General features: G+C 69.1%; 11 protein-coding genes. 7 read left to right on the forward strand and 4 right to left on the reverse strand.

Annotated features, from left to right (window positions below; genetic code table 11):
• Nucleotides 1-117 precede the first annotated feature (117 nt).
• Nucleotides 118-1,086 (forward strand): TIGR03557 family F420-dependent LLM class oxidoreductase, encoded by a 969-nt coding sequence (locus tag ACIA5H_RS08980; RefSeq protein ID WP_379253761.1) that lies wholly within the window; start codon nt 118-120, stop codon nt 1,084-1,086.
• Nucleotides 1,087-1,263: 177 nt separating this feature from the next.
• Here ACIA5H_RS08980 and ACIA5H_RS08985 read toward each other — a convergent pair whose 3' ends face one another.
• The 3 genes from ACIA5H_RS08985 to ACIA5H_RS08995 all read right to left on the reverse strand — a co-directional run bounded on the left by ACIA5H_RS08985 (nt 1,264) and on the right by ACIA5H_RS08995 (nt 4,643).
• A complete protein-coding gene (locus ACIA5H_RS08985; protein WP_355075322.1) occupies nt 1,264-1,875 on the reverse strand; it encodes a TetR/AcrR family transcriptional regulator in 612 nt (203 codons plus the stop codon).
• Complete coding sequence (locus tag ACIA5H_RS08990) at nt 1,872-3,503, reverse strand: FAD-binding oxidoreductase (protein WP_397074976.1); 1,632 nt, start codon at nt 3,501-3,503, stop codon at nt 1,872-1,874. Before ACIA5H_RS08990 ends, ACIA5H_RS08985 begins: the two co-directional genes overlap by 4 nt.
• Before the next feature lie 102 nt (nt 3,504-3,605).
• Nucleotides 3,606-4,643 carry a cupin domain-containing protein gene (locus tag ACIA5H_RS08995; protein WP_355075326.1) on the reverse strand — a complete coding sequence of 346 codons (1,038 nt, stop codon included), beginning with the start codon at nt 4,641-4,643 and terminating at the stop codon, nt 3,606-3,608.
• 363 nt (nt 4,644-5,006) lie between these two features.
• Between ACIA5H_RS08995 and ACIA5H_RS09000 the strand changes: the two genes are divergently transcribed.
• Nucleotides 5,007-14,114 (forward strand): amino acid adenylation domain-containing protein, encoded by a 9,108-nt coding sequence (locus ACIA5H_RS09000; protein ID WP_397074978.1) that lies wholly within the window; start codon nt 5,007-5,009, stop codon nt 14,112-14,114.
• On the opposite strand, the gene ACIA5H_RS09005 is transcribed toward ACIA5H_RS09000, so the two are convergent.
• Nucleotides 14,104-15,240 carry an NAD(P)/FAD-dependent oxidoreductase gene (locus tag ACIA5H_RS09005; RefSeq protein WP_397074980.1) on the reverse strand — a complete coding sequence of 379 codons (1,137 nt, stop codon included), beginning with the start codon at nt 15,238-15,240 and terminating at the stop codon, nt 14,104-14,106. The two genes, ACIA5H_RS09000 and ACIA5H_RS09005, sit on opposite strands and share 11 nt — an antisense overlap.
• Nucleotides 15,241-15,429: 189 nt before the next feature.
• Between ACIA5H_RS09005 and ACIA5H_RS09010 the strand changes: the two genes are divergently transcribed.
• The 5 genes from ACIA5H_RS09010 (at nt 15,430) to ACIA5H_RS09030 (ending at nt 23,481) form a co-directional block, all read left to right on the forward strand.
• The gene (locus tag ACIA5H_RS09010) at nt 15,430-16,797 is read left to right on the forward strand and encodes a wax ester/triacylglycerol synthase family O-acyltransferase (protein WP_397074983.1); all 1,368 of its coding nucleotides are present in this window, start codon (nt 15,430-15,432) and stop codon (nt 16,795-16,797) included.
• 187 nt (nt 16,798-16,984) lie between these two features.
• The gene (locus ACIA5H_RS09015) at nt 16,985-17,437 is read left to right on the forward strand and encodes a pyridoxamine 5'-phosphate oxidase family protein (RefSeq protein ID WP_397075057.1); all 453 of its coding nucleotides are present in this window, start codon (nt 16,985-16,987) and stop codon (nt 17,435-17,437) included.
• 314 nt (nt 17,438-17,751) lie between these two features.
• On the forward strand, nt 17,752-19,392 hold the full coding sequence (locus ACIA5H_RS09020; RefSeq protein WP_397074985.1) for an MFS transporter: 1,641 nt from the start codon (nt 17,752-17,754) through the stop codon (nt 19,390-19,392).
• A gap of 156 nt (nt 19,393-19,548) precedes the next feature.
• A complete protein-coding gene (locus tag ACIA5H_RS09025; RefSeq protein ID WP_355075335.1) occupies nt 19,549-20,451 on the forward strand; it encodes a universal stress protein in 903 nt (300 codons plus the stop codon).
• Nucleotides 20,452-20,664: 213 nt separating this feature from the next.
• Complete coding sequence (locus ACIA5H_RS09030) at nt 20,665-23,481, forward strand: cation-translocating P-type ATPase (protein ID WP_397074988.1); 2,817 nt, start codon at nt 20,665-20,667, stop codon at nt 23,479-23,481.
• Nucleotides 23,482-24,028 lie beyond the last annotated feature (547 nt).

A 24,028-nucleotide genomic window follows, 5' to 3' on the forward strand; every position in this document is an offset into this window, starting at 1 on the left:
CGTTGCCCCGGCACCGCCCGGGGCGCGGCGACGTTTTCACCGCCGCGTGCCGGGTACGCGCGCCAAGAGCCGGTTCGCGCGGTGGCCGGACGCTCCCAGTCGAACCAGGAGGTGGCGATGCGCATCGGGTACAAACTGGCGGCCGAGGCATTCGGTCCGAACGAGCTTGTCCGGCAAGCCGTTCGGGCGGAAGAGGCGGGTTTCGACTTCGTCGAGATCAGTGACCACTTCCATCCTTGGCTGGACAACCAGGGGCACTCGCCGTTCGCCTGGACCGTGCTCGGAACCATCGCGGCGAAGACCGAGCGGATCGAGCTCGCGACCGGAGTGACCTGCCCCATTCTGCGATACCACCCCGCGATCGTCGCGCAGGCGGCAGCCACTCTGGCGATCTTGTCCGGCAACCGCTTCACCCTCGGTGTCGGTTCTGGTGAACGTCTCAACGAGCATGTCGTCGGCCGGGAATTCCCGCCCGTACGCATCCGGCATCGCATGCTGCGCGAGGCCATCGAGATCATCCGCTTGCTCTGGAGCGGCGGCTATCACTCCTACGACGGGGAATTCCTGAGCCTTTCCGACGCACGGGTCTTCGACCTGCCCGAGACCCTCCCGCCCATCGCCGTCGCCAGCGGTGGGCTGGAGGCGGCCGGCATCGCCGCGGAACTCGGCGACGGCCTGTTCGCGACCGAGCCCGAGTCCGAAATCGTCGAGCGCTACCGCGCGTCGGGCGGCGCGGGCCCCCGATACGCGGAAGTCGGCATGGCGTGGGCGCCCGATGAGGAAACGGCGGCGAAGGCGGTGCTCGATACGACCCGCTGGGCCCTGACGGGCTGGAAGGTGATGAGCGAGTTGCCGAACCCGGTCAATTTCGCCGCGGCGACCACCACCGTCCGGCTCGAAGACGTCCTCGACAACTTCGCCTGCGGTCCGGACCCGGCCCGCTATCTCGATGCCGCCCAGCAGTACACCGATGCGGGCTTCGACCATCTCGTGATGCAGAACGCCGGTCCCGACCCCGACGGCTTCCTGGACTTCTACCGCCGTGAACTCGACAAACCTCTCCGTGCACTGACCCCGAGCGTCTGAGCGCGAAACTTCCGTCACCGACGGGCGCGCGGTCGTCGTCGCTATCTTCCGTCGCGCCGTGCACGTCGCGGGTGGGCAGCCGCTCACGCCCGCCGGCGTGCGGCGCATGTCCGCTTGTTCCGCGCGTAACGCGTTGCCCGCGACGAGGTGTTGCATTGCAACGCAAGGCGACCGCGATCAGGTCCGTCGAGTGGTCGTTCCACGGACCGTGGTGAACAGGCGCAGGCAGCGCTGGGTCATGTCCTCGGGCGTGTGGTCGGGATGGTCGCTCCACCACGAGATGGTGGTGGACACGATGCTGAACCACAGCGCCAGCAGCAGCGAGTGATCGCCGGGATCGGAGATGCCGGCATCGGCCAGAATCTCCGATACCCCTGCCGAGCCCATGCCGTTCAAGGCATCCTGATAATGCCGGGCCACCGCGAAGGCCGCACCCGGACGTGGCAGTGTGGGGTCGTAGACGATCTTCCAGTTCTGGGTGCGTCCGTCCAGTGCGTGGAAGATCCCGGTCAGTGTCGCCAGCGCCCGGTCGTGCGCACCATGCGTGGACTGGGCCGCCGCGACCGCGTCGACCAGGCTCTTCCCGGCGCGGTGCACGCAAGCCGCGTGCAGTGCGTCGCGGGAGCCGAAGTAGGCGTACACGAGCGGCTTGGACACGCCTGCGGCCGAGGCGATTTCGGCGACCGAAGCCTTGGCGTAGCCGCGTTCGCCGAATTCGGTGGTGGCGATGTCGAGGATCTGCTCTTCCCGCCGCTCGCGGGGCACGCCCTTGGTGCCCGGCCTGCTCACCGGTCCTCCCCGGTGGCCCGGTGTACGACCGGGTCGATCAGCACACCGGGATTGAGGATGCCCGCGGGATCGAGTGCCGATTTGGCCGCGCGCAGCGCCGCGGCGAAAGGTTCGGGTCGCTGAAGGTCGTACCAGGGGCGGTGGTCGCGGCCGACGGCGTGATGGTGCGTGATGGTCGCGCCGTTGCGGTGCAGGGCCTCCGACACGGCCGTCTTGATCTCGTCCCATTGCTCGACGGTCCGTCCCCACCGGCCCGCGGCGTAGATGCCGAAGTACGGCGCGGGTCCGTCCGGATAGACATGGGTGAACCGGCAGGTCGAAACACCGGTCACGCCGGCGGATCGGAACGCGTCCGTGGTCGCTTCCTGCACCGCCGCTCGCAGGGCCTCGAAACGGTCCCAGGTGCAGGCTGTTTCGAAGGTCTCGACGATCATGGATTGGGCGGCGAGCGCGTCGCGCTGGTAGGGCATGCGGAGGAACGCCGAGCGCCACGCGTCGGCCGCGCCCGTGCGCGCCGAGTCTTCGGCGGAATCGGTGGTGCGGACCCCGTCCGGAATCGTGCCGCCGTGCTCGCGGCAGATCCGCACCGCACGACGCATCGGCTCGTCGACGGGATGGTCGGCGGACTCGAAGCCGAGGACGAGCACCCCGCCCGCCGCGCTGGTGCCCGCGTTGATGAACGCCTCCACCGGATCCAGCAGCCGGCAGTTCGCCGGATACAACGCGGACTGGGCGATGGCGCGCGTCGCGGCCACGGCCGCGCCGTAGTCGCCGAACACCACCGACGCCCCGGACCGCCAGCGCGGACGATCCTGCAAGCGCATCCACGCTTCGGTGATGACGCCGAGGATGCCCTCCGAGCCGAGGAACATCCGATCGGGTGACGGACCCGCGCCGGACCCGGGCAGCCTGCGGGATTCGCTGATCCCGGCCGGTGTGACCACCCGTAGCGATTCGACCATGTCGTCGATGTGGGTGTAGACGGTCGCGTAGTGCCCGCCCGCCCGGGTGGCCAGCCAGCCGCCGAGCGTGGAGAACTCGAACGACTGCGGAAAGTGCCGCAGCGTCAGACCATCCGGCCGCAATGCCGCTTCCAGCGCCGGGCCGAGTATGCCCGCTTGGATTCGTGCGGCTCGGCTGGTGCGGTCGAGTTCGACGATCCGACTCAGGCGGCCGGTGTCCAGCGACACCGACCCGGCGTAGGCGTCGGCGCCGCGGAGTTCGACACCACCCACCACCGACGTTCCGCCGCCGAACGGCACCACGGCGACGCCCGCGCTCGCGCACCAGTCCAGGATGTCGAGGACGTCCTGCTCGGTCCGCGGCCGCAACACCTGGTCGGGTACGTGGTCGACGCGGCCGAGCAGATTGCGCACCACATCGCGGAATGCCTGCCCATGGCCGTGTGCGACCCGGTCGCCGAGGTCTTCGGAGGCCAAGGGGGTCAACGCCTCCGGCACCCGGACGCGTGGCGGAGGCACGCTCAACGACGTCAGGTCCGGCGCCTCGTGCACGGTCAACTCGGCTTTCGGCAGCAGTGCCGCCACGCGTTCGGTCAGGACCTTCCGCTCGGTCCCGGTGACCGCGTCCTCCCGGTTGCCCCAACCCCACCACGATTTCGTCGCCATCGCTGCGCTCCGTCCGCTGAATTGACTCGATGGTAAATTACCTGACGATCAATTGGCGGGCGAATGCTCGATGTCGCGGGCGGGTCGACGCCGCGCCGCGACTTACCGGACGAGTGCGTTGTTCCGCGTGACGATCAACGGATCGCTCGGCGTGAAGGGCAGGTCGGGAAGTGCGTCCAGGGCGACGCCGAACGTCGCGGCCAGCACTTTCCTGGAATAGGCGCTCATCGAGGCGCGGTAGCCGATGTCCGCGGGCGTGGGTTGGTCGAAGAAGATCAGCAAGTGGATCTCGGGGGAGTCGACGACTTCGATGTGGTGCGGGTAGGCGCGCGGGACGAAGTACACCTCGCCTTCGCGCACGATGTAGGTGTCCAAGGTGCCGTCCGGATCCATGATCGTCATTCGCGCCGAGCCGCGATGGACGTAGCCCATTTCGGCGGTCACCGGATGCCAGTGCGGTTCACGCATGCCGTCTTCGCGCACCCGCAGCGAGTACATCGAGATGTCACGCAATGCGGGCCAGAACTGGGCGCGGGCGGTGCGCGCCGAACCGACCGGCGAGTCCACCGGGGCGGGCATCGCCTCGATCGCGAAGTGGTGCGGATCGCCGTAGCGGGCGGTGCACGGGATGTCGGGCTCGCCCTCGCGTCGCACGACGAGTTTCGCTGTGGTGTCGCGCCGGATCTTCGCGAAGTCCTCGGCGGGCAGGTCGTAGGTGTTGCCGAGCACCGAATCGGTCATCGCGCCGAGGCTCGCGCTGAATCCGAAGTCCTCCGGTCGTTCGTGGCGGAAGGCGAGGATGAACTCGGCCTCGGTATCGCCGACGTTCTCCACGTGATGCAGCGCGCCGGAGTCGATGTGGAACATCTCGCCCGCGCTCACCAGGAACGAGGAGAATCTGCTGCCGTCGTCCAAGACCGAGACCAGGGCCCGGCCCGCGGTGCAATAGGTGAGTTCGGTGGCGTTGGCGTGCCAGTGCGGTTCGCGGATCGCGCCGGGGGCGAGCGTCAGGCGTTTGATCGAGAGCCCGCTGAGGATCGGGAAGCTGTCGGCGGTGAGCCGGGTGAGCGAGCCGAGTTCGCTGCGGTGGATCTGCTCACCCTTCCGTAGGGAGGCCACATGGATCGATGGTGTCTGCACGGTTGCTCCTCGCTCGCGGTCGAAGGATCGGTGTTGCGCGCTCGCGCCGGTATCGGCGCATGGCAGCTCGGGGAGACCGCGCCCCATGCGTCATAGCCGAAAGCCTTGCATAGTGATTTGCGGCACAATGAATAGTGCTGATGGGTGGTGCCCAAACGAATGTTTTTCACATCACATCATGTCATAGCCCAATGCGGGTGCGGGTAATCCTAGGACCTTTACCAACCTCGGCGCGCCGATCCGATCGGTGTTCGCTAAGGTCCGTTCTGCACGCTCGGGTCATGGTTCACGCATTTGAGGCACCGCTTCTGGCTCCATAGCCGGAGCGGACGATGATCGACCAGAGAGTGAACTCGCCGCCGCATGACCCCGACACGCCGTTCCGCACGTCGCACCCAGCATTCACGAGCACGCAATCTTCTGTTCCCGCAACTGCTCACGGCCGCGGTCGACACGGCGTTCGACTCGGCGGCCCTCCGGTACAATCCGACCGGCGATCCCGCGGACCAGCGTGAGCTCAGCTACCGGGAATTGGACGAGATGTCGTCGCGATGGGCCCGCTACCTGATCGGGTTCGGCGTAGGGCCGGGAGACTTCGTCGCGGTGGCCGTCACCCGCTCGATCGAGTCGGTGCTCGCGGTGTGGGCGGTCGCGAAGACCGGCGCCACCTACGTGCCCGTCGATCCCTCCTATCCGGCGGATCGGATCGCGCACATGATCGCCGACTGCGGCGCCGTCGTCGGCCTCACCACCTCTGCGCATCGCGCGGCACTCGGCGCGCCCGGCATGACGTGGATCGAACTCGATTCCGAAGCGCACCGGCAGAAGGTCGCCGCCGCGCCCGGCCATTCGATCTGCTACCTGGACCGGCTTCGTCCCCTCACCGAACAGCACCTCGCCTACCTGATCTACACCTCCGGCTCGACGGGCAAGCCGAAAGGCGTCGCGGTCACCCATGCCGGTCTCGCGGGCCTGGTCGAGCACGAGATCGCCGCCCGGGCGGTGAGCCGGGCATCACGCGTCTCGCATCTGTGCACGCCGAGCTTCGACTTCTCGGTGATCGAGATGCTGCTCGCCTTCTCGGCGGGCGCGACGCTGGTCGTGGCGCCGCCCACGGTGTTCGGCGGCGCCGAACTGGCCGATCTGCTGCGGCGCGAGCGGGTCACGCATCTGTGCATCACCCCGGGAGCCCTGGAATCCATCGAGCCGGCCGGGCTCGACGACCTCAGGGCCATCCTGTGCGGCGGGGAGCGTGTGGGCCCCGAGCTGGCCGCACGGTGGGCGACCGGCGCCCGGTCCTTCTATATCGTCTACGGCCCCACCGAGACCACCATCTTCGCCACCGGCACCGAGGCGCTGTGTGCGGGCGGCGCGACCCATATCGGCACTCCGGTCCCGGGGCTGGGCGTCCACGTGCTGGACGCGCGGCTGCGGATGGTGCCCACCGGCGTGATCGGCGAGCTGTATCTGTCCGGACCGGCGCTGGCGCAGGGATACCTCGGACGCCCCGGGCTGACCGCGGACCGATTCGTCGCCAATCCGTTCGCTGCGGCACCCGGCTCCCGCATGTATCGCACCGGCGATCTGGTGCGGCGCGACTGGGCGGGACACCTCGAACACCACGGACGGGTGGACTTCCAGGTCAAGATCCGAGGGCTGCGGATCGAGCTCGGCGAGATCGACAACGCGCTGACCGCCCACCCCGACGTCGACTACGCCGCGACACTCGGCACGACACTGCCGTCCGGCGCCACCGCGCTGGTCTCCTACGTGCTGCCACGAGCGGCGACCGGCCCGGACGGCAGCGTCCGGGTGGCGCTCGACACCGTCGAATTGGCCGATCTCCTGGCGAAAACCCTTCCGGCATACATGATTCCGGCCGCGATCACAGTGCTCGACGAACTCCCGCTGACACCGGTCGGCAAGCTGGATCGCGCCGCGCTGCCGGAGCCGGTGCTCAACACCAGGCAGTTCCGTGCGCCCGCCACGCCGACCGAGCAGGTGGTCGCCGACGTCTTCGCCGCGCTGCTCCTCCCGCCGGGCGACTCCGAAACCGCCCGGGTCGGTGCCAACGACGACTTCTTCGAACTGGGCGGCAATTCGCTGATCGCGACGCAGGCCGCGGCGCGGCTCGGTACCACGCTGGGCGTCCGCGTTCCGGTCGCGCTGTTGTTCGAGGCCTCGGTGGTGGCGAAACTGGCCGAACGCCTGAACGAACTGGCTCGAGTCACCCACCCGGCGCCGCGACCGATGGCGCGACCGGACCGGGTGCCGCTGTCGTACGCACAGCGCCGGATGTGGTTCCTCAATCGGTTCGACCCGGCCGCGGCGAGCAACAACATCCCACTGGCGGTGCGGTTGAGCGGACAGCTGGACGTGGACGCGCTGCGGGCGGCGATCCGGGATCTGGTCGAGCGGCACGAGGTGCTGCGGACCAGCTATCCGGAGCGCGACGGGACGGGCAGCCAGCGGGTGCACGCGCTGTCGGAGCCGGGCGCGGTGCCCGAGCTGCCGGTGCTCGACGTCGCCGAAGCCGAGGTCCTCGAGCACACGGTGGCCGCGGTGGTCGAGGGCTTCGATGTCACGGCCGCGCCGCCGCTCCGGTTGCGTCTGCTGCGTTCGAGCGAGTCCGAGCACGTGCTGGTCGGCGTGATCCACCACATCGCCGCCGACGGCTCCTCGATGGGACCGCTGACCGCCGATCTGATGAGCGCGTACTCGGCCAGGACCGAGGGCCACGCTCCCGCTTGGCAGCCGTTGCCCTTGCAGTACGCGGACTACACGTTGTGGCAGCGCGAGATGCTCGGCGCCGAGAGCGATCCGGACTCGACGCTCGCCCGCCAGCTCGGTTTCTGGCGGCAGCGGCTGGCGGACCTGCCGGAACGGCTGGACCTACCCGCCGACCGGCCGCGCCCCGCGGTGTTCTCCGGTCGCGGCGCCACCCACGAATTCAAGATCGACGCGGCGGTGCACGCCGCACTGGACCGGCTGGCACACCGCCACGACGCGACGTTGTTCATGGTCGCGCACGCCGCGTACACGGTCTTGCTGGCCCGGCTGTCGAACACCCGCGACATCACCGTCGGCGCGCCGGTGGCCGGTCGTGGCGAGGCCACGGTGGACGGCCTGATCGGCATGTTCGTCAACACCCTCGCGCTGCGTACCGAGATCGACCCCGGCCACAGCTTCACCGAGCTGCTCGAGCAGGTGCGCAGGCGGGACATCGAGGCCTTCGGCCACGCCGACGTGCCGTTCGAACGCCTGGTGGAGGAGCTCGACCCGGTGCGGTCGAGCGCGCATCACCCGCTGTTCCAGACCATGCTGACCTTCCAGAACTTCGCGCCGACGACACTGGAACTGCCCGGGCTGCGGGTTTCCGCGGTGGACTTCGCGCTGCCGCTGGCGAAATTCGATCTTGAGCTGACCATGGTGCCGCACGAGGACGAGCGGACGCCGCTGGGCATCTCGGCCGCGTTCACCTATTCCACCGACCTGTTCGACGAGGCCACGGTGGCGGGATTCGCCCGGCGGCTGTGCGTGATCCTCGCGGCCGTCGCGGATTCGGCGGATCGGGCGGTCGGGGAGATCGACTTGCTCGATTCCGCGGAGCGCGCCGCGATCCTGGCCGGGTGGAACGACACCCGGCACCCGGTCGCGGCGGGGCTGGTGCTCGACGGGTACCGGCGTGCGGTAGCCCGGCACCCGGACGAGATAGCGGTGGTCCACGCGGATACGCAGTTGACCTACCGCGAGTTCGACGAGCGGGTCAACCGGCTCGCCCGGGTACTCGCCGATCACGGCGTCGGCGCGGAAACCCTTGTGGCGCTCGCGGTCCGGCGGTCGGTGGATCTCGTGGTCGGCATGTACGCGATCCTCACCGCCGGTGGCGCGTACGTACCGCTCGACCCCGATCACCCCGCCGAGCGGATCGCGCACGTGCTCGAGGTCGCGAAACCGGTCTGCGTGCTCACCACTTCCGCCGACGCGATCCCGGTACCCGATCATGTCGCCGTCCTGTCCCTGGACGCCCTCGGCGCGGACCAGCGCTCGGGAGCTGCGATTCGTTCCGACGAACTGAGGCGGGCGGTGCTGCCGCAGCACCCCGCCTATGTGATCTTCACGTCCGGTTCGACCGGGCGTCCGAAGGGTGTGGCGGTCTCGCACGCCGCGATCGACAACCAGATCGAGTGGATGCTCGCCCAGTACCCCATGGGCCCGCAGGACGTATACCTGCAGAAGACAGCGGCGACCTTCGACGTCTCTCTGTGGGGCTACCTGATGCCGTTGCGCGCGGGCGCGAAACTCGTGCTCGCCGACCACGACGGGCATCGTGACGCCGCCTACCTCGCCGCGGCCGTAGCCGCGCACCGTGTGACGGTCACCGATTTCGTGCCCTCCATGTTGACCGAGTTCGCCGCCCATGCGACGGCGGAAAGTCTCGCGACACTGCGGGATCTGTTCGTCATCGGGGAAGCTCTGCCGCCGGAGACCGTGCGCGTGGTCCGCGCGGTCTCCGGCGCACAGGTGCACAACCTGTACGGACCCACCGAGGCGGCGGTCTCGGTGACGTACCGGCCCGCCGGAACGGGCGACGGTGTGACGGTGCCGATCGGGCAGCCGCAGTGGAATACTCAGGTATACGTGCTGGATTCGCGCCTGCGACCCGTTCCGGCCGGGGTACCGGGCGAACTGTACCTGGCCGGCGAACAGCTGGCCCGTGGATACGTGCGGCAAGCGGCGCTGACCGCGGACCGTTTCGTCGCCAACCCGTTCGACCGCGGAACCAGGATGTACCGCACCGGCGACCTGGCGGTCTGGCGTGCGCCTCGCGCGGACGAGCCGCAACGCCTGGAATACCTCGGGCGCACCGACTTCCAGGTGAAATTCCGCGGCCAGCGCATCGAACTCGGTGAGATCGAGACGGCGCTGCTCGCGCAGCCGTCGGTGAGCCAAGCGGTCGCGGCGGTGGTGGCATCGCCGTCGGGAGATCGGCTGGCGGCCTATGTCGTCGCGCGTCCGGGGCAGGTCATCGATCGTGGCGAACTCGTTGCCGGGATGTCGGCGGTCCTTCCCGCGTACATGATCCCGTCCGCGCTGGTGGAGCTGGCGGCGTTGCCGCTGAACGCGAGCGGGAAACTCGATCGCAAAGCGCTGCCCGAGCCCGCCACCGAGACCACGGCGTTCCGAGCGCCGCGCAACCCCGCCGAACAGGCCGTCGCGCAGGTGTTCGCCGAACTGCTCGGCGTCGAGCGAGCGGGCATCGACGACGACTTCTTCGCGCTCGGCGGCAATTCGCTGCTCGCCACCCGGGCCGTCGCACGGGTTAACGAGGCGCTCGGATCGCGGGTCACCGTGCGGGATCTGTTCGAGGCGCCCGCGGTGTGGGCACTCGCCGCGCGGGTGGTCGCCGGTGGGACGGGCGTGGCTCGCGCGCCCTTGGCGCGAGTGCGACGACCGGATCGCATCCCGCTGTCGCCTGCGCAGCAGCGGATGTGGTTGCTCAACCGCATCGAGCCGGACTCGCCCGCCTACAACATGCCCTTCGCCGTCCGGCTGACCGGCACTCTCGATCTGCCCGCGCTGCGCCACGCGCTCGCCGACGTGATCGAACGGCACGAGGTGCTGCGCACCCGCTACCCGGTCGACGCCGACGGGCAGCCGTATCAGGAGATCCTTCCGACCGATGCGGTCCTTCCCGACGGCATCGTGATCGAGCACGGTGTCACGGATGCCGCGGCCATGGTGGACGCGCTGATGTCCGCGGGCTTCGACGTGACCGCGGACGCGCCCGTGCGCCTGCGGCTGTTCACCTCGGGCCCAGATCATCTGCTCGTCATCGTGACCCACCACATCTCGGCGGACGGTTCGTCGCTCGCGCCGCTGGCCCGCGACCTGGTGACCGCCTACGTGGCCAGGCTCGGCGGCGGCGCGCCGGACTGGTCGCCGCTGCCGGTGCAGTACGCCGATTACGCGATCTGGCAGCACGGCACGATCGGATCCGAGGACGACGAGTATTCCGTTGCGGCGCAACAGCTGTCGTATTGGCGCGGGCAGCTGTCCGGGCTCACCGGACCGCTGGAACTGCCAGCCGATCGCCCGCGCTCGTCGACAGCCTCGACGCGCGGTGCGTCGACCGGCTGCACGATCCCGGCGCGGGTACACGAGCGGCTGACCGGAATCGCGCGCGAGCACAACGCGACGCTGTTCATGGTGGTGCACGCGGCCCTCGCCACGCTGATCGGACGCCTCTGCGGCGCCACGGACGTCGTCATCGGGACCCCGGTGGCCGGGCGGGGCGAACATGCGCTGGACGACTTGGTCGGGATGTTCGTCAACACGCTGGCGTTGCGCGTCGACGTCGACCCCGACGTGCGGTTCCACGATCTCGTCGAGCGCTCTCGTGAAGTCGCCGTCTCGGCCTTCGCCAACGCGGACGTTCCTTTCGAGCGAGTGGTCGAGGAGACCGATCCCGCGCGCACCGGAGCGCGCACCTCGCTGTTCCCGGTGATGCTGTCGTTCCAGAACCTCGAGCAGCCCACCCTGGAGTTGCCGGATCTGACGGTCACCGCCGTCGACAACGGCGAGATCACGGCCAAATTCGATGTGCAAGTGGTCGTCGAGCCGCGGGCGTGCGGCGACGGCCGGACGGAATCGGCGGTGACCTTCACCTACGCCACGGACCTGTTCGACGAATCGACCGTCCGCGCCTTCGCGCGCCGGTTCGAGCGCATCGTGTCCGCGGTCGCCGAAGATCCCTCGGCGCGGGTGTGGGACATCGACATCCTCGACGAGAGCGAACACTGCCCGGCGGTCGCGCACGAGGCGCGGGCCGGGACCCAAACGGTGGCGACCCTGCCCGAGCTGATCGGCGAGCAAGCACGGCGCAGGCCGGAGGCGGAGGCCGTCCGGTTCGGTGCCGCCACACTGAGTTTCGGCGCGTTGTACAAGCGCGCGAATCGAATCGCCCGCGCGCTGATCGCCGCCGGAGCGGGCCCGGAAACCCTGGTCGCCGTGGCGGTCCCGCGCACCGAGGATCTACCGGTCGCGTTGCTCGGAGTGCTGGCCGCCGGTGCCGCGTACCTGCCGATCGACCTCGGCTATCCGGCGCAGCGGCTGGCGTTCGTGCTCGCCGACGCGGCACCGGTGTGCGTGCTGACCACCGCCGCCGAGCGCTCCGCCATCCCGGACACCGACCTGCCCACCGTGTTGCTGGAGCAGACGGCGGAGTTCGCCGACGATCCGATCACCGACGCCGACCGGGCGTCGCCGCTGCTGCCGGACAATCTCGCCTACGTCATCTACACGTCGGGTTCGACGGGCGTGCCGAAGGGTGTCGGCGTGACGCATCGCAATGCGGTGCGACTGTTCACCGAGGCGCGGCCGCTGTTCGAATTCGGCGAGCACGACGTCTGGACGTTGTTCCACTCCTTCGCGTTCGACTTCTCGGTGTGGGAGCTGTGGTGCGCGCTCGTGACCGGCGGCACCGTCGTCGTGGTCGACTACGCGACCTCGCGCTCACCGGAACTGTTCCGCGAGTTGCTGATTCGCGAGCAGGTGACGGTGCTGAACCAGACGCCGTCGGCATTCTGTCAACTGGTCGAAGCCGATCGGGACGCCTCGGCCGCGTCCGGCGAATTCGCGCTGCGGTATGTGATCTTCGGCGGTGAGGCCCTGGATCTGCGGCACCTGCGACGCTGGCGTGAGCGTCGTCCGGGGGAATCGCCGCGACTGGTCAACATGTACGGCATCACGGAGACCACCGTGCACGTCTCCTTCCTGGACGTCGGCGCGGAGCTGATGGAAAGCCCGGCCAGCCTGATCGGGCGAGCGTTGCCCGGGCTGGACACGCACGTGCTGGACATTCGTCTGCGACCGGCGCCGGTCGGTACGCCCGGTGAGATCTATGTCGCGGGCGGTCAGCTCTCCCGCGGCTACGTGGGGCGGCCCGGGCTCACCGCGACGCGGTTCGTCGCGAATCCCTTGGGGCCGCCGGGATCGCGGATGTACCGCTCGGGTGACCTCGCGCGCTGGAACCGGTTCGGCGGCGACGCCGGCCTCGCCTATTCCGGTCGCGGCGACCAGCAGGTGCAGTTGCGCGGGTTCCGGATCGAACTCGGGGAGATCGAATCGGCGCTGGTGCGGTGTTCCGGCGTGCGTCAGGCCGTCGCGCTGGTTCGGACCGATCCGACGCTCGGTGACCAGCTCGTGGGCTATGTCCTGCCCGAACCGGGGGCGCGGCCGGACCCGGCCGAGTTGCGCGAACAGGTGGCCGAACACCTGACCGGCTACATGGTGCCCGCCGCGATCGTGGTGATCGACGCCATCCCGTTGACCCCCAACGGCAAGCTCGACAAGCGGGCGTTGCCCGCGCCGGCGTTCCGCGCGCGCGAGTTCCGCGCTGCTGTCACTCCCGTGGAGGCGACCGTCGCGGCCGCCTTCGCCGCGGTGCTCGGCGCCGAGCGCTTCGGCATGGACGACAACTTCTTCGAGCACGGCGGCAACTCACTGCTCGCCGCGAAGCTGACTCTGCGGCTGTCGTCCGCGCTGGGCGCCCGGATTCCGGTGATGCGGGTGTTCACCGCGCCCACACCCGCGGAACTGGTCGCCGACCTGGCCCGCCGGGCGAGCGGCGAAGTCCGGACCGAGGCGGCCTTCGACATGCTGCTGCCGCTGCGTCCCGGCGGTTCGGCCGCGCCGCTGTTCTGTGTGCATCCCGTGTCGGGCATCTCCTGGTCGTATGCGGGCCTCGCCGCCTACCTCGACCCGGAACGGCCGCTCTACGGCCTGCAAACGCCCGTGCTGGCCGGCGATGAGGTGATGCCGGATTCGATCGAGGAATGGGCCCGCCGCTACCTCGAGCTGATCCGCACGAAACAACCGACCGGTCCTTACCATCTGCTCGGCTGGTCCTTCGGCGGCGTCATCGCGCACGAGATGGCGGTCCAGCTGCAACGCGAAGGCGAGCGAGTCGCGCTGCTCGCGGTGATGGACAGCTACATGGCGGATCCGCCCGGCACGCCGCCGGGTGACGCGGGCCAGGTCCCGGTGGCCGAGTTGATCGGCGGCCTGCTGGGTGAGCAGGCGGGCGACCTCGGCAACGTCGCGGAGGTGGACTGGGCCGCGCTGCCGCAGAAGATGACCGAACTTCCGGAGCCGTTCGCGTCGTTCGGCTCCGACCGCGTCACCCGGATCCTGGACGCGGCGGTGCACTCGGTCGCGCTCCGCGGCGCCTACGTCCCGCCGGTGTACCGGGGCGATGTCCTCTATTTCACCGCCGCGCTCGACGATCCGACCGGCTGTGTCGGCGCGTCGATCTGGAGCGAGGTCGTCGACGGCCGCGTGCACAACCATCCCGTGTCGACGACGCACTGGCGAATGACCGTCGCGTCCGGCCTGGCCGAGATCGCCGCGGTGCTGACCCGCGCGTGGCGAGCGGGCGAGCCGGGCGGTGAGGACTCGGTCAGCCGGTGAACCAGCGGTGCAGCCGGGCATCGGCGGCGGCGGCCTTCTCCCGGGCGAGTTCCACCGAGGGCACGCTGAACGGTGCGACCGGCGCGGGACCGGAGAGGAAATCGGCCTCGACCTTGCCGACCAGCCCGCCGCCGAACTCGATATGGCAGGTGCCCCGCCCGCGATACTGTTCCTGCGGCGCCGAGCCGCCGAATCCGGCCTCGATGCCAGCGGCGACCGTACGAGCGGCGTCCTCGGCGAACACGCCCGCCCGCGGGACCGGCGCGTCGGCGCAGTCGCCGAGGGCGTAGACGCCAGGAAACGGCGTCTCGAGGGTGTGCGGGTCCACGGCGATCCAGCCGTCGTTCCCGCCCTCGGTGAGCCCCGACGCCTCGACGACCGCGGGAACCCGGTGCTTCGGGATTCCGATGAACAGGTCGTAGGGCACCTCGCCGGTCCTGGTGACCGCGATGTGGCGGTCCGGGTCGAGCGCGTGCACCCGGCGCCCCGGCGAATAGGCGATGCCACGCCGCGACAGCGCTTCGACGATGGCGGCGGAGGTTTGCGCGGACACCGGAATCGGTGCGTCCATGGGGGTGAAGAACTGCATGTGGGTGCGGTTCCGGATCCCGCGCCTGGTGAGCGCTTCGTGCAGGAGCATCGCGCCTTCGTAGGGCGCGGGCGGGCACTTGAACGGGATGCTCAGCACCGCGAGGACGACGGCCCCGCCGTCGAAGCCCGCCAGGCGTTCGCGCAATCGGCGGGCGCCGTCGATCGAGTAGTACTCGTAGCCGTCCTCGACGAAGCCGGGGGTGGCGCCGGGATCGTAGTCGGCGCCCAGCGCGACGACGAGGACGTCGGGGTCGTACACCGCCTGGTCGGTGCGGACGCGGCGTGCTCTCGGGTCGATCTCGGTGACCTCCTCCTGCCGGAATTCGACGCGCGGATGGCTGAAGCGGGAATACGGCACCCGCGCTGTCTCCGGGGGCAGGTCACGGAACAGAATGTCCAGTTTGGCGAAGCCGAAGGTGAAGGAGTCGTTTCGGTCGATGATGACGACACGGAGTTCGTCGGCCGGCGAACCCGACAGACGGGTGGCCAGCTCCAGCCCTCCGAACCCCGCACCGAGAATGAGTACGGTTCGCATACGCCGATTCTTCCCCTGGTGACGCCGCCGAGTCGAGGGTTGCTTCCAAGCCTGCCGACGGCCGAGTCCCGGTCCGGCGACGGGGCGCGCCGTGGCCGGAGTGCCCTGCGTTCGGTGACCTTCGGCCATCATCTGAACCGACGCTTCGCGCGATGCTGGAGAGACGAAGCGACTCGAATGAGCATCCCCATGACAGAACTACGACCCCTCGATTCCGGCTTCATGGAACTGGAGGACTCCGACCGGCATATCAGTCTCGGCATCGGCGCGGTGGCGATCATCTCCGGTGCCCCACCGAGCAGGTCCGAGCTGAGCGGCGTAGTCGCCAAGGGCGTGCGGCGGAACGCGCGCTTGCGCCAGAAGGTGCGGCGGGCGCCGCTCGACCTGGCCACGCCGGTGTGGGAGGACGACCCCAATTTCGATCTCGCACACCATATTCGGTGGACCGCACTGCCCGCGCCGGGTGACGAGGCCGCGTTGTGCGAATTGGTGGCGACGGAACTCGAGGAGCGACTCGATCGCGACCATCCGCTGTGGCAGTGCGTCGTCGTCGAACACCTCGCGGCGGACCGCTGGGCACTGCTGGTCAAAGCGCATCACAGTCTGGTGGACGGCGTATCCGGCATCTCGGTGTTCCGAAGTTTCTGCGATGCCGTGGCCGAGGAGCCGAACGATCCGGTGACCGAGCCACCGAGCCGTACCGAGGTGCGCCGGCCGGATCTGGTTCGAGAACTGTCGCGGCTACCTGTCGTCGTGCCGCGGTCGGTGGTCGCCATGACGCGCGGTCTGGCGCCGCTGCTGTCCGCCGTCGTGTCGCCGGCCACCGAGTGCTCGCTGAACGGTCCCATCGGACGCCAGCGCCGGTATGTCGTGGCCCGGGCCGCCCTGTCGGATGTCCATGAGATCGGCGCGGTGTTCGGCGTCACGGTCAACGATGTCGTCCTGGCCGCGGTCGCCGCCGCTTATCGTGAACTGTTGGTCGGCCGCGACGAACGGCCGTCTCCGGACAAACTGCGTATTCTCGTCCCGATCTCCATGCGCTCCGAACAAGCGAAATACACACTGGACAACCGAGTTTCGGCGGTGCTGCCGTTCCTGCCGATCGAGGTCGCCGACCCGGTGGAGCGGCTGAGGGCGATCCGGGAACGGATGAACCGGCACAAGTCGGGAGGCGAAGCGCAGGCGGAGAAATCGGTGCTCGCGCTGGCGGGCCTGGTGCCGTTCGCGCCCCTGGCATGGAGTCTTCGTCTGCTGGCACGGTTTCCGCAACGAACCGTGGGGGCGCTGGTGACGAATGTGCCCGGCCCGCGTGAACAGCTGACCGTGCGCGGGCGTGTGGTGTCGGAACTTCTGCCTGCCATGCCGATCGCCATGCGGTTGCGCACGGCGGTCGCGGTCCTCAGTTACGCGGGCCACCTGACCTTCGGCATCACCGGAGACTATGACACCGCTCCCGATATCGCCGTGCTCGCCGAAGGCATCGAGCGGGAGATCCGGCGGCTGCGGGAGCGGGCCGGGATCCGGCGACCGTCCCGGCCCGAGGAGATCCGACCGTGACGCGCCTTCACGGCGGTGCGGCCCGAGCCGCCGGGACCGGCTGCGCGAAGAGGACGGATCGGGGACTTTCTGCCCTGTCCGGCAGTAGGACTCGGTGATGATATGGGAGGCCGTGGTGTCGAGTGAAGACCGGAGAGCGAGGTTGTTGCCAGGTGGATGCACGCGCGATGTGCCCCGGCCCGAGATCATGATCGCCTCGAACGGCCGTGTCGCGGACCACGGCGTAGCGGGCCGCACGATGGTCGAGATCGACCGCGAGGAGGCGCTGCGGCTGCTGGCCGGCGTCGCCTACGGACGCGTGGTGTTCACTCGCGACGCACTGCCCGCGATTCGCCCGGTCAACCATTTCGTCGACGGCGGTGTGGTCATCGTGCGTACCCGGGTCACCTCACGGCTCACCGACACCGTCCGTGCCGATCCGTCCGTCGTCGTGGCGTACGAGGCCGACGACATCGACGCGGTGAGCCATGTGGGCTGGTCGGTCGTCGTGACCGGTCTCGCGCGTACGGTCACCGACCCCGAACGGATCGCGCGCTATACGGGGCTGCTGCGCCCGTGGGCCGATGGGCTCATGGACACCGTCATCGCTATCGAACCCACGATCGTGACGGGTGTCAGACTGCTCGGCGAGCAGGGATAGGTCGCCGTAGCGAAGCGCAACGGGTCGGTGACCCGAAGCCGGTCACCGCGAGCAATTGCGGGTCCGCGGTGGACGTCTGTGATCAAATGAGGTGGATGTTGCGGCGTTCCCTTCCGACCGTCGGCGGTCGTCCGACGGCGGGGGCGCGTGGCCGATTCGGCCACCGGACCAGAAAACCAGGCAGGTGGCCCGGCAAGTCGCCCGCCGACAGATCGCCGACGCCAGGGCGCTGCTCGGTTCCGGCACGGCGACCGCCGCCGTAGCCGAGTGGCTCGGGCCCCGGCTCTCGGCCGAGACCGGGACGGAACCGAGACATGAGCATCGAGAGTTCTTCGGTATCGCAGGCCAGGCCGAATTCCGTTCTGGTACTGGGTGTACTGGCCGCGGGCCAATTCCTGATGACGCTCGACAGCTCGGTGATGAACGTGTCGATGGCGACCGTGGCCCAGGACGTCGGTACGACGATCACCGGAATCCAAACCGCGATCACCCTCTACACGTTGGTGATGGCGACGCTGATGCTGACCGGCGGGAAGGTGGGCTCCATCGTGGGCCGTCGCCGGGCGTTCGGCCTCGGGCTGGTGATCTACGGCGCCGGTTCCTGCACCACCGGCCTGGCGCCGAATCTGCCGGTTCTGCTGTTGGGTTGGTCGCTGCTCGAGGGGATCGGAGCGGCTCTGATCATGCCCGCGATCGTGTCCCTGGTCGCTGCGAACTTCGCCCCGGAACGCCGCGCGGCGGCCTATGGATTGGTGGCGGCGGCCGGCGCGATGGCGGTCGCGGTGGGGCCGCTGCTCGGCGGCGCGGTGACGACATACGCGTCCTGGCGGTACGTGTTCTTCGGCGAGGTCGTCATCGTCGTACTGATCCTGCTGGTGCTCCGCAGGATCGAGGACGCCCCCGCGGAGCAGGTACGGCTCGATCTGGTGGGCTCGCTGCTATCGGTGGCCGGGCTCGGCATGGTCGTCTTCGGCGTCCTGCGGTCGAGCACGTGGGGCTGGGTGCGGGTGAAGCCGGGCGCTCCCGCCGTGCTCGGGCTCTCCCCGGTCATCTGGCTGCTGATCGCCGGACTGCTGGTCTCGTACCTGTTCCTGCGGTGGCAGACCCATCTGGTCGACACGGGCCGGGAGCCGCTGGTGGATCCGGGATTGCTGCGTAATCGGCAGCTCACCGGCGGCCTGAGCATGTTCTTCGCTCAGTTCACGGTGCAGGCGGGGGTGTTCTTCGCGGTTCCGCTGTTCCTGTCGGTGGTGCTCGAACTCAGCGCCGTGGAAACGGGCGTGCGGATCCTGCCGCTGTCGGTGGCGCTGGTTCTGGCGGCGACGGCGATTCCGAAGTTCCGGCCGCGGGCGAACCCGCGACGGGTGGTACGGCTGGGGCTGGGCTCGATGATCACCGGCATCCTGATTCTGGTCGCCGGTATGGACCCCGCAGCGAACGCCGGGGTGGTCTCGATTCCGATGCTGCTGATGGGACTCGGACTGGGCGCTCTGGCCTCGCAGTTGGGGGCGGTCACCGTCTCGTCGGTGCCCGATGCGCAGAGCGGCGCGGTCGGCGGGCTGCAGAACACCGTGACCAATCTCGGCGCATCGCTCGGCACCGCCTTGATCGGCTCGGTGCTGATCGCGACCCTGACCTCGTCGGTCGTCGCGGGCATCGAAAACGATCCCGCGGTTCCCGCGTCGGTGCAGCAGCGGGCGACCACCGAACTCGCGGGCGGCGTGCCGTTCCTGTCCAACACCCAACTCGAGGATGCCCTCCATGCCGCCGGAGTGCAGCAGTCCACCGCGGACGCCGTCATATCCGTCAACTCCGAGGCGCGGCTGGAAGCCTTGCGGGTGGCGTTGGCCGTGACTGCCCTGCTCGCCATCGCGCCGCTGTTCGCCACCGGCAGGTTGCCACGGCGACCGGCCGCGCGGAGCCGGGATGACCCGGCCGAGACCGACGAATCGTAAAAGCAGCCTCCGGCAGAGGTCCGACGGCCCGCCCGGAGAATGACCTTCGTCTCTGCCGACTTCGTGGGGGACGCGAGATGCTCGATGCCGATGGCAGCGGCGGCGTGGACGGCCGATGGGACGCCTGCGGCGCCGCTCTCGACGGAGGGAATCTTCATGACTACCGAAAGCGCCTCGCGCGAAACGAATCTCGACTTTCCTGTCTTGGCGGCCGTCGACGGCTCGGCCAGCTCGTACCAGGCGGTCGCTTGGGCGGCGGTCGAAGCCGCGCTGCATCACCGCTCGCTGCACATCGTCACTTCGATGGCGATCCAGACCGGTTTCGGCCCCGAGATGTCGCTCGGAGAAGCCGATCTGGAGTGGTTGCGCGACGACGGCGAGCGCATCCTCACGGAGGCGGCGCGGGTGGCGCGCACGGCAGTGCCGGGCGCCGAACCCGCCATCACCACCGAGGTGACTTTCGAACTGATCATTCCCATGCTCATCGAAAGGTCCGCGCGAGCGTGGATGCTGGTGGTGGGCAGTCGCGGGATGGGTGCGTTCCAGCGGGGGCTGCTCGGCTCGGTGAGCACCGCGGCCACCCATCACGCGCGGTGCCCGGTCGCGGTGATCCATGGCATCGCGGCGATCGACGCCGTGTCGGCCCGGCAGCCCGTGCTGGTGGGCGTCGATGGGACCGACAACAGTGTGGCCGCCGTCGAACTGGCGTTCGAGGAGGCGTCGCGCCGAAAGGTCGACGTGGTCGCGCTGCACGCGTGGAGCGACACCAGCGGTCCGGACGCGCCGGTCCGCGGCTGGGACGGCGCGCGCGAGTCGGCGGAGGCGGTGCTGGCCGAGAGTCTGGCCGGTTGGGCCGATCGCTACCCGGACGTCGCGGTACGTCGCGTCGTCACGGCGGGCCGGCCGGGACGATCGTTGCTGGACGAGTCGGCGAACGCACAGTTGGTTGTGGTCGGCAGTCACGGCAGAGGAGGGTTCGCCAGCATGCTGCTGGGCTCGACGAGCAACACCCTGCTGCACTCGGTGGAGGTGCCTTTGATCGTCGTTCGAACGCGGTGAAGGTCGTTTGCGAGCCGCGATGAACAGCACTGACCGCCCGTCGGTCGCGGTGCTGTCTCTGTTGGGTCAATCCGGTGTGCCCATCGCTTGCCCGTGGTTGTCTGGATATCTCACTGCGACATCATGGCGATCGGGGCCTCGTGCCCGCTCACGTCCGGATCGGGCGCTGGAGAACCTGCCATGCGGTCCCAGCCGAGAAAGGACCAGCGGGACATGGCAACGACGGAATCAGCGCGGGACCGCGTACGTCAGGCCGACTCGGAGAGGCGACCGGTCTGGTACGCGCAGGACGCGGACGCGGTGCTGGCGGCTCTCGGCTCGGACCGGCAGTCCGGCCTGACCGCACTCGACGTCGAGGAACGGCGAAAGCGATACGGGCCCAACGAGCTCGCCGCGGAACCCGCGCCGTCGGTCTGGGCGATGGCGTTGCTGCAGTCGAAGGATCCGATGAACCTGATGCTGCTGGTGGTCACGGTGGTCAGTGTGATCATCGGCGAGATTCCGACGGCGATCGTGGTCGGGGTGCTGGTCGGGCTCAATGTCGTGCTGGGTACCCAGCAGGAGGTCAAGGCGCGGGCCAGCGTCGACGCGCTGGCGAGGATGCAGACGCCGCAGGCGCGGGTTGTGCGCGACGGGTCGCTGACGCGCTGTGCCGCGACCGAGCTCGTGCCGGGCGACATCGTCGAACTGGAGGCAGGCGACATCGTCCCCGCGGACGGCAGGCTGTTGAAATCCACCACCCTCGAGACCCAGGAAGCGGCGCTGACGGGGGAGAGCGCGCCCGTCGCCAAGGACGCCCACACGCTCGGCGCCGCCGACGTCGCCCTGGGCGACCGGGCCGACATGGTCTTCCAGAACACGTCGGTGACGCGCGGCACCGCCGCCATGGTGGTCACCGAGACCGGCTCGGACACCGAGATGGGCCGGATCGCGTCGATGCTCTCGGCGGTCGCCCCGAGCAAGTCGCCGTTGCAACGGGAGCTGGATGCGCTGACGAAGGTGCTGGGCGCGGTCGCCTGGACGGCGGTGGCGATCATCGTGATCATCGGGGCGATTCGCGGACAGAGCATCACGGCGGTGCTGTTGCTCGGGATCTCGATGGGCGTGTCGGCGATCCCGACCGGCTTGCCCACATTCGTGCAGGCGATGCTGGCCTACGGGGCGCGCCGGCTGGCCGAGGCCAAGGCCGTCGTCAAGAACCTCACCGATGTCGAGACACTCGGCGCGACGAGCGCCATCAACTCCGACAAGACCGGCACGCTGACGATGAACCAGATGACGGTGCGGTCGCTGTACTTCCACGGCCGGTGGTACACCGTCGAGGGCCAGGGGTACGACAAGTCCGGGGCGATCACCCACGCCGCCGGGCAGGCGGCGCCGGACTTCACCCTGCTGGCCTACGGGCTGTGCCTGGACAGCGACGCCACCGTCGCCGACAGCGGGGAGGTCGTGGGCGATCCGACCGAGGCGGCGCTGGTGGTGCTGGCGGCCAAGCTCGGCGTCGACGCACCCCTGACCCGCCGAACCTACCCCCGGGTCGCCGAAGTGCCGTTCGATTCGGCCTACAAATTCATGGCGACGTTCCACCACCTGGAAGTCGACGGGAGCACCCGGTTCGTCGAATTGGTCAAAGGCGGGCCCGACGTCGTCCTGGACCGGTGCGCGACCGCGTACCGTCCGGGCAGGCGAGCCGTGCCGATCGACGACATGCGGCACGAGATCGCGGCCGCGAATCGCGCCATGTCGGAGAAGGGGTTGCGCGTGCTGGCCTTCGCCGCACGCTTGCTCGACGAGCAGGAGGAAGCCGCCGTTGCCGACCCGATGTCGTTCGTCGGGGAACTCACCTTCGTCGGCATGGTCGGGATCATCGATCCGCTGCGGCGCGAGGCGATCGAGGCGGTGCGCACCGCGCGTGCGGCCGGCATCGAGGTCCGCATGATCACCGGAGATCACGCGATCACCGCGTCCGCGATCGGCGCCGAACTCGGCCTCGGGCCCGGTGCGATCGGCGGCGGCGAACTCCAGGCGATGACCGACGAGCAGTTGTCGGCGGCCCTGCCGAATCTGCACGTGTTCGGCAGGGTCACCCCGCAGGACAAACTGCGGCTGGCCGACCTGATGCAGCGCGGCGGTGACGTGGTGGCCATGACCGGCGACGCGGTCAACGACGCCGCCGCCCTGAAGAAGGCCGATATCGGCGTGGCGATGGGATCGGGCAGCGAAGTCACCAAGCAGGCGGGCAAGATGGTGCTCACCGACGACAACTTCGGGACCCTGATCACCGCGATCCGGCTGGGGCGCGGCATCTACGACAAGATCGTGTCCTATATCCGCTATCAGATGTCCAAGCTGTTCGCGCTGGTGGCGCTGTTCCTCGTCGCCAGCGTCTTCGACATCAACGACGGGGTCGCGCTGACCCCGCTCATGGTGCTGTTCCAGCACTTCTTCATCACCCTGTTCCCGGTCGCCGTGATCATGCTCGATCCGCCGCCGCCGGACCTGATGAACAAGCCGCCCCGCGACCCGGCGAAGCCGATCGCGAACCGGAATTCGTTCGTGCAGTGGCTGGCCTACGGTGCTGTGCAACTGGCCGTGACGCTCGCCGCGATGCTCCTCGCGCCGGGGGAGATGAGCACGACTACGGCGAGTGTCCCGATGACCATGGCGTTCGTGGTGCTGTCGTTCGGTTCCATCCTGAGCGGCCTGGTCATGCGCCGCGACCCGGAGTCCGGCGTCACCGCACCGGTTCTCGGCGCGGTGAAGATCCTGTCGATTCCGGTCGTGGTCACCGTGTTCGCGGTCGAGATCGGGTTCCTGCAGGATCTGCTGATGACGAGGTCGCTGACGGGTGGTCAGTGGCTGGCCTGCCTGGGCTGGTCGCTCGTGGTCCCGATCGTCATCGAAGCAGAGAAGGCGGTGCGACGTCGGCGCCGATCCGGCGCGCCCGCGCCGATCCCCACAATAACGGCGGTCGGTCCGGGACGGGCGAGTGAGCGAGCGGTGCTGCCGGACGTCGCGTCGTCCCGGTGATTGTCCATACGCCGGGTCCTGGCGTGCGGCAGGGGACACCACGCCGATTTGCCGAACTCTCCTACCAAGAATTTTTCGGCCGCATCCGGTGGACCAGCACACGGCTGCGGCGCCGCCCCGATTCCCTTGCGGGCAAAATGTCTTCAGCGTTGTGCCGGTGTGCGTCCGGCGCGGCGGTCGTGCCGATTGCCCCGGCATGGTCGCCGGTCGCCGGTGCCTGCCCGGCCTGCTATCGGCCGTTCGAATCCGGGGCCTGACCGGGACGATGTCCGTCGTGAGCGCTGATCGACCGCCGTCCGGCCGTGCGTGAAAGCGTGGTGGACGCTGGACTTCTCTCGGGAACCACCCCTTTCCGGCAGCGATCTTCGGCGCACACGGAAGCGTGGAAACAATTCATCGCCTGATATGAGCGCCCTGCCGAACGGAAGTATGTGCTGCGAGACGGTACCCGATGCAGATTGTTTCGGCGTCGATGAATGGGCACTCGTATGGAATTGTCGGGACGCTGCGACGATTGATGGAAGTGGTGTCTATTGGTAGAAAGAAC

Source organism: Nocardia sp. NPDC051900, from assembly GCF_044452545.1.
GTDB lineage: Bacteria > Actinomycetota > Actinomycetes > Mycobacteriales > Mycobacteriaceae > Nocardia > Nocardia sichangensis.

What these genes read in the sequence shown, in the direction of transcription:
- ACIA5H_RS08980 (WP_379253761.1), top strand. Translation starts at nt 118, where the DNA reads ATGCGCATCGGGTACAAACTGGCGGCCGAGGCATTCGGTCCGAACGAG.
- ACIA5H_RS08990 (WP_397074976.1), bottom strand. Translation starts at nt 3,503, where the DNA reads ATGGCGACGAAATCGTGGTGGGGTTGGGGCAACCGGGAGGACGCGGTC.
- ACIA5H_RS09000 (WP_397074978.1), top strand. Translation starts at nt 5,007, where the DNA reads ATGACCCCGACACGCCGTTCCGCACGTCGCACCCAGCATTCACGAGCA.
- ACIA5H_RS09005 (WP_397074980.1), bottom strand. Translation starts at nt 15,240, where the DNA reads ATGCGAACCGTACTCATTCTCGGTGCGGGGTTCGGAGGGCTGGAGCTG.
- ACIA5H_RS09010 (WP_397074983.1), top strand. Translation starts at nt 15,430, where the DNA reads ATGACAGAACTACGACCCCTCGATTCCGGCTTCATGGAACTGGAGGAC.
- ACIA5H_RS09015 (WP_397075057.1), top strand. Translation starts at nt 16,985, where the DNA reads ATGATCGCCTCGAACGGCCGTGTCGCGGACCACGGCGTAGCGGGCCGC.
- ACIA5H_RS09020 (WP_397074985.1), top strand. Translation starts at nt 17,752, where the DNA reads ATGAGCATCGAGAGTTCTTCGGTATCGCAGGCCAGGCCGAATTCCGTT.
- ACIA5H_RS09025 (WP_355075335.1), top strand. Translation starts at nt 19,549, where the DNA reads ATGACTACCGAAAGCGCCTCGCGCGAAACGAATCTCGACTTTCCTGTC.
- ACIA5H_RS09030 (WP_397074988.1), top strand. Translation starts at nt 20,665, where the DNA reads ATGGCAACGACGGAATCAGCGCGGGACCGCGTACGTCAGGCCGACTCG.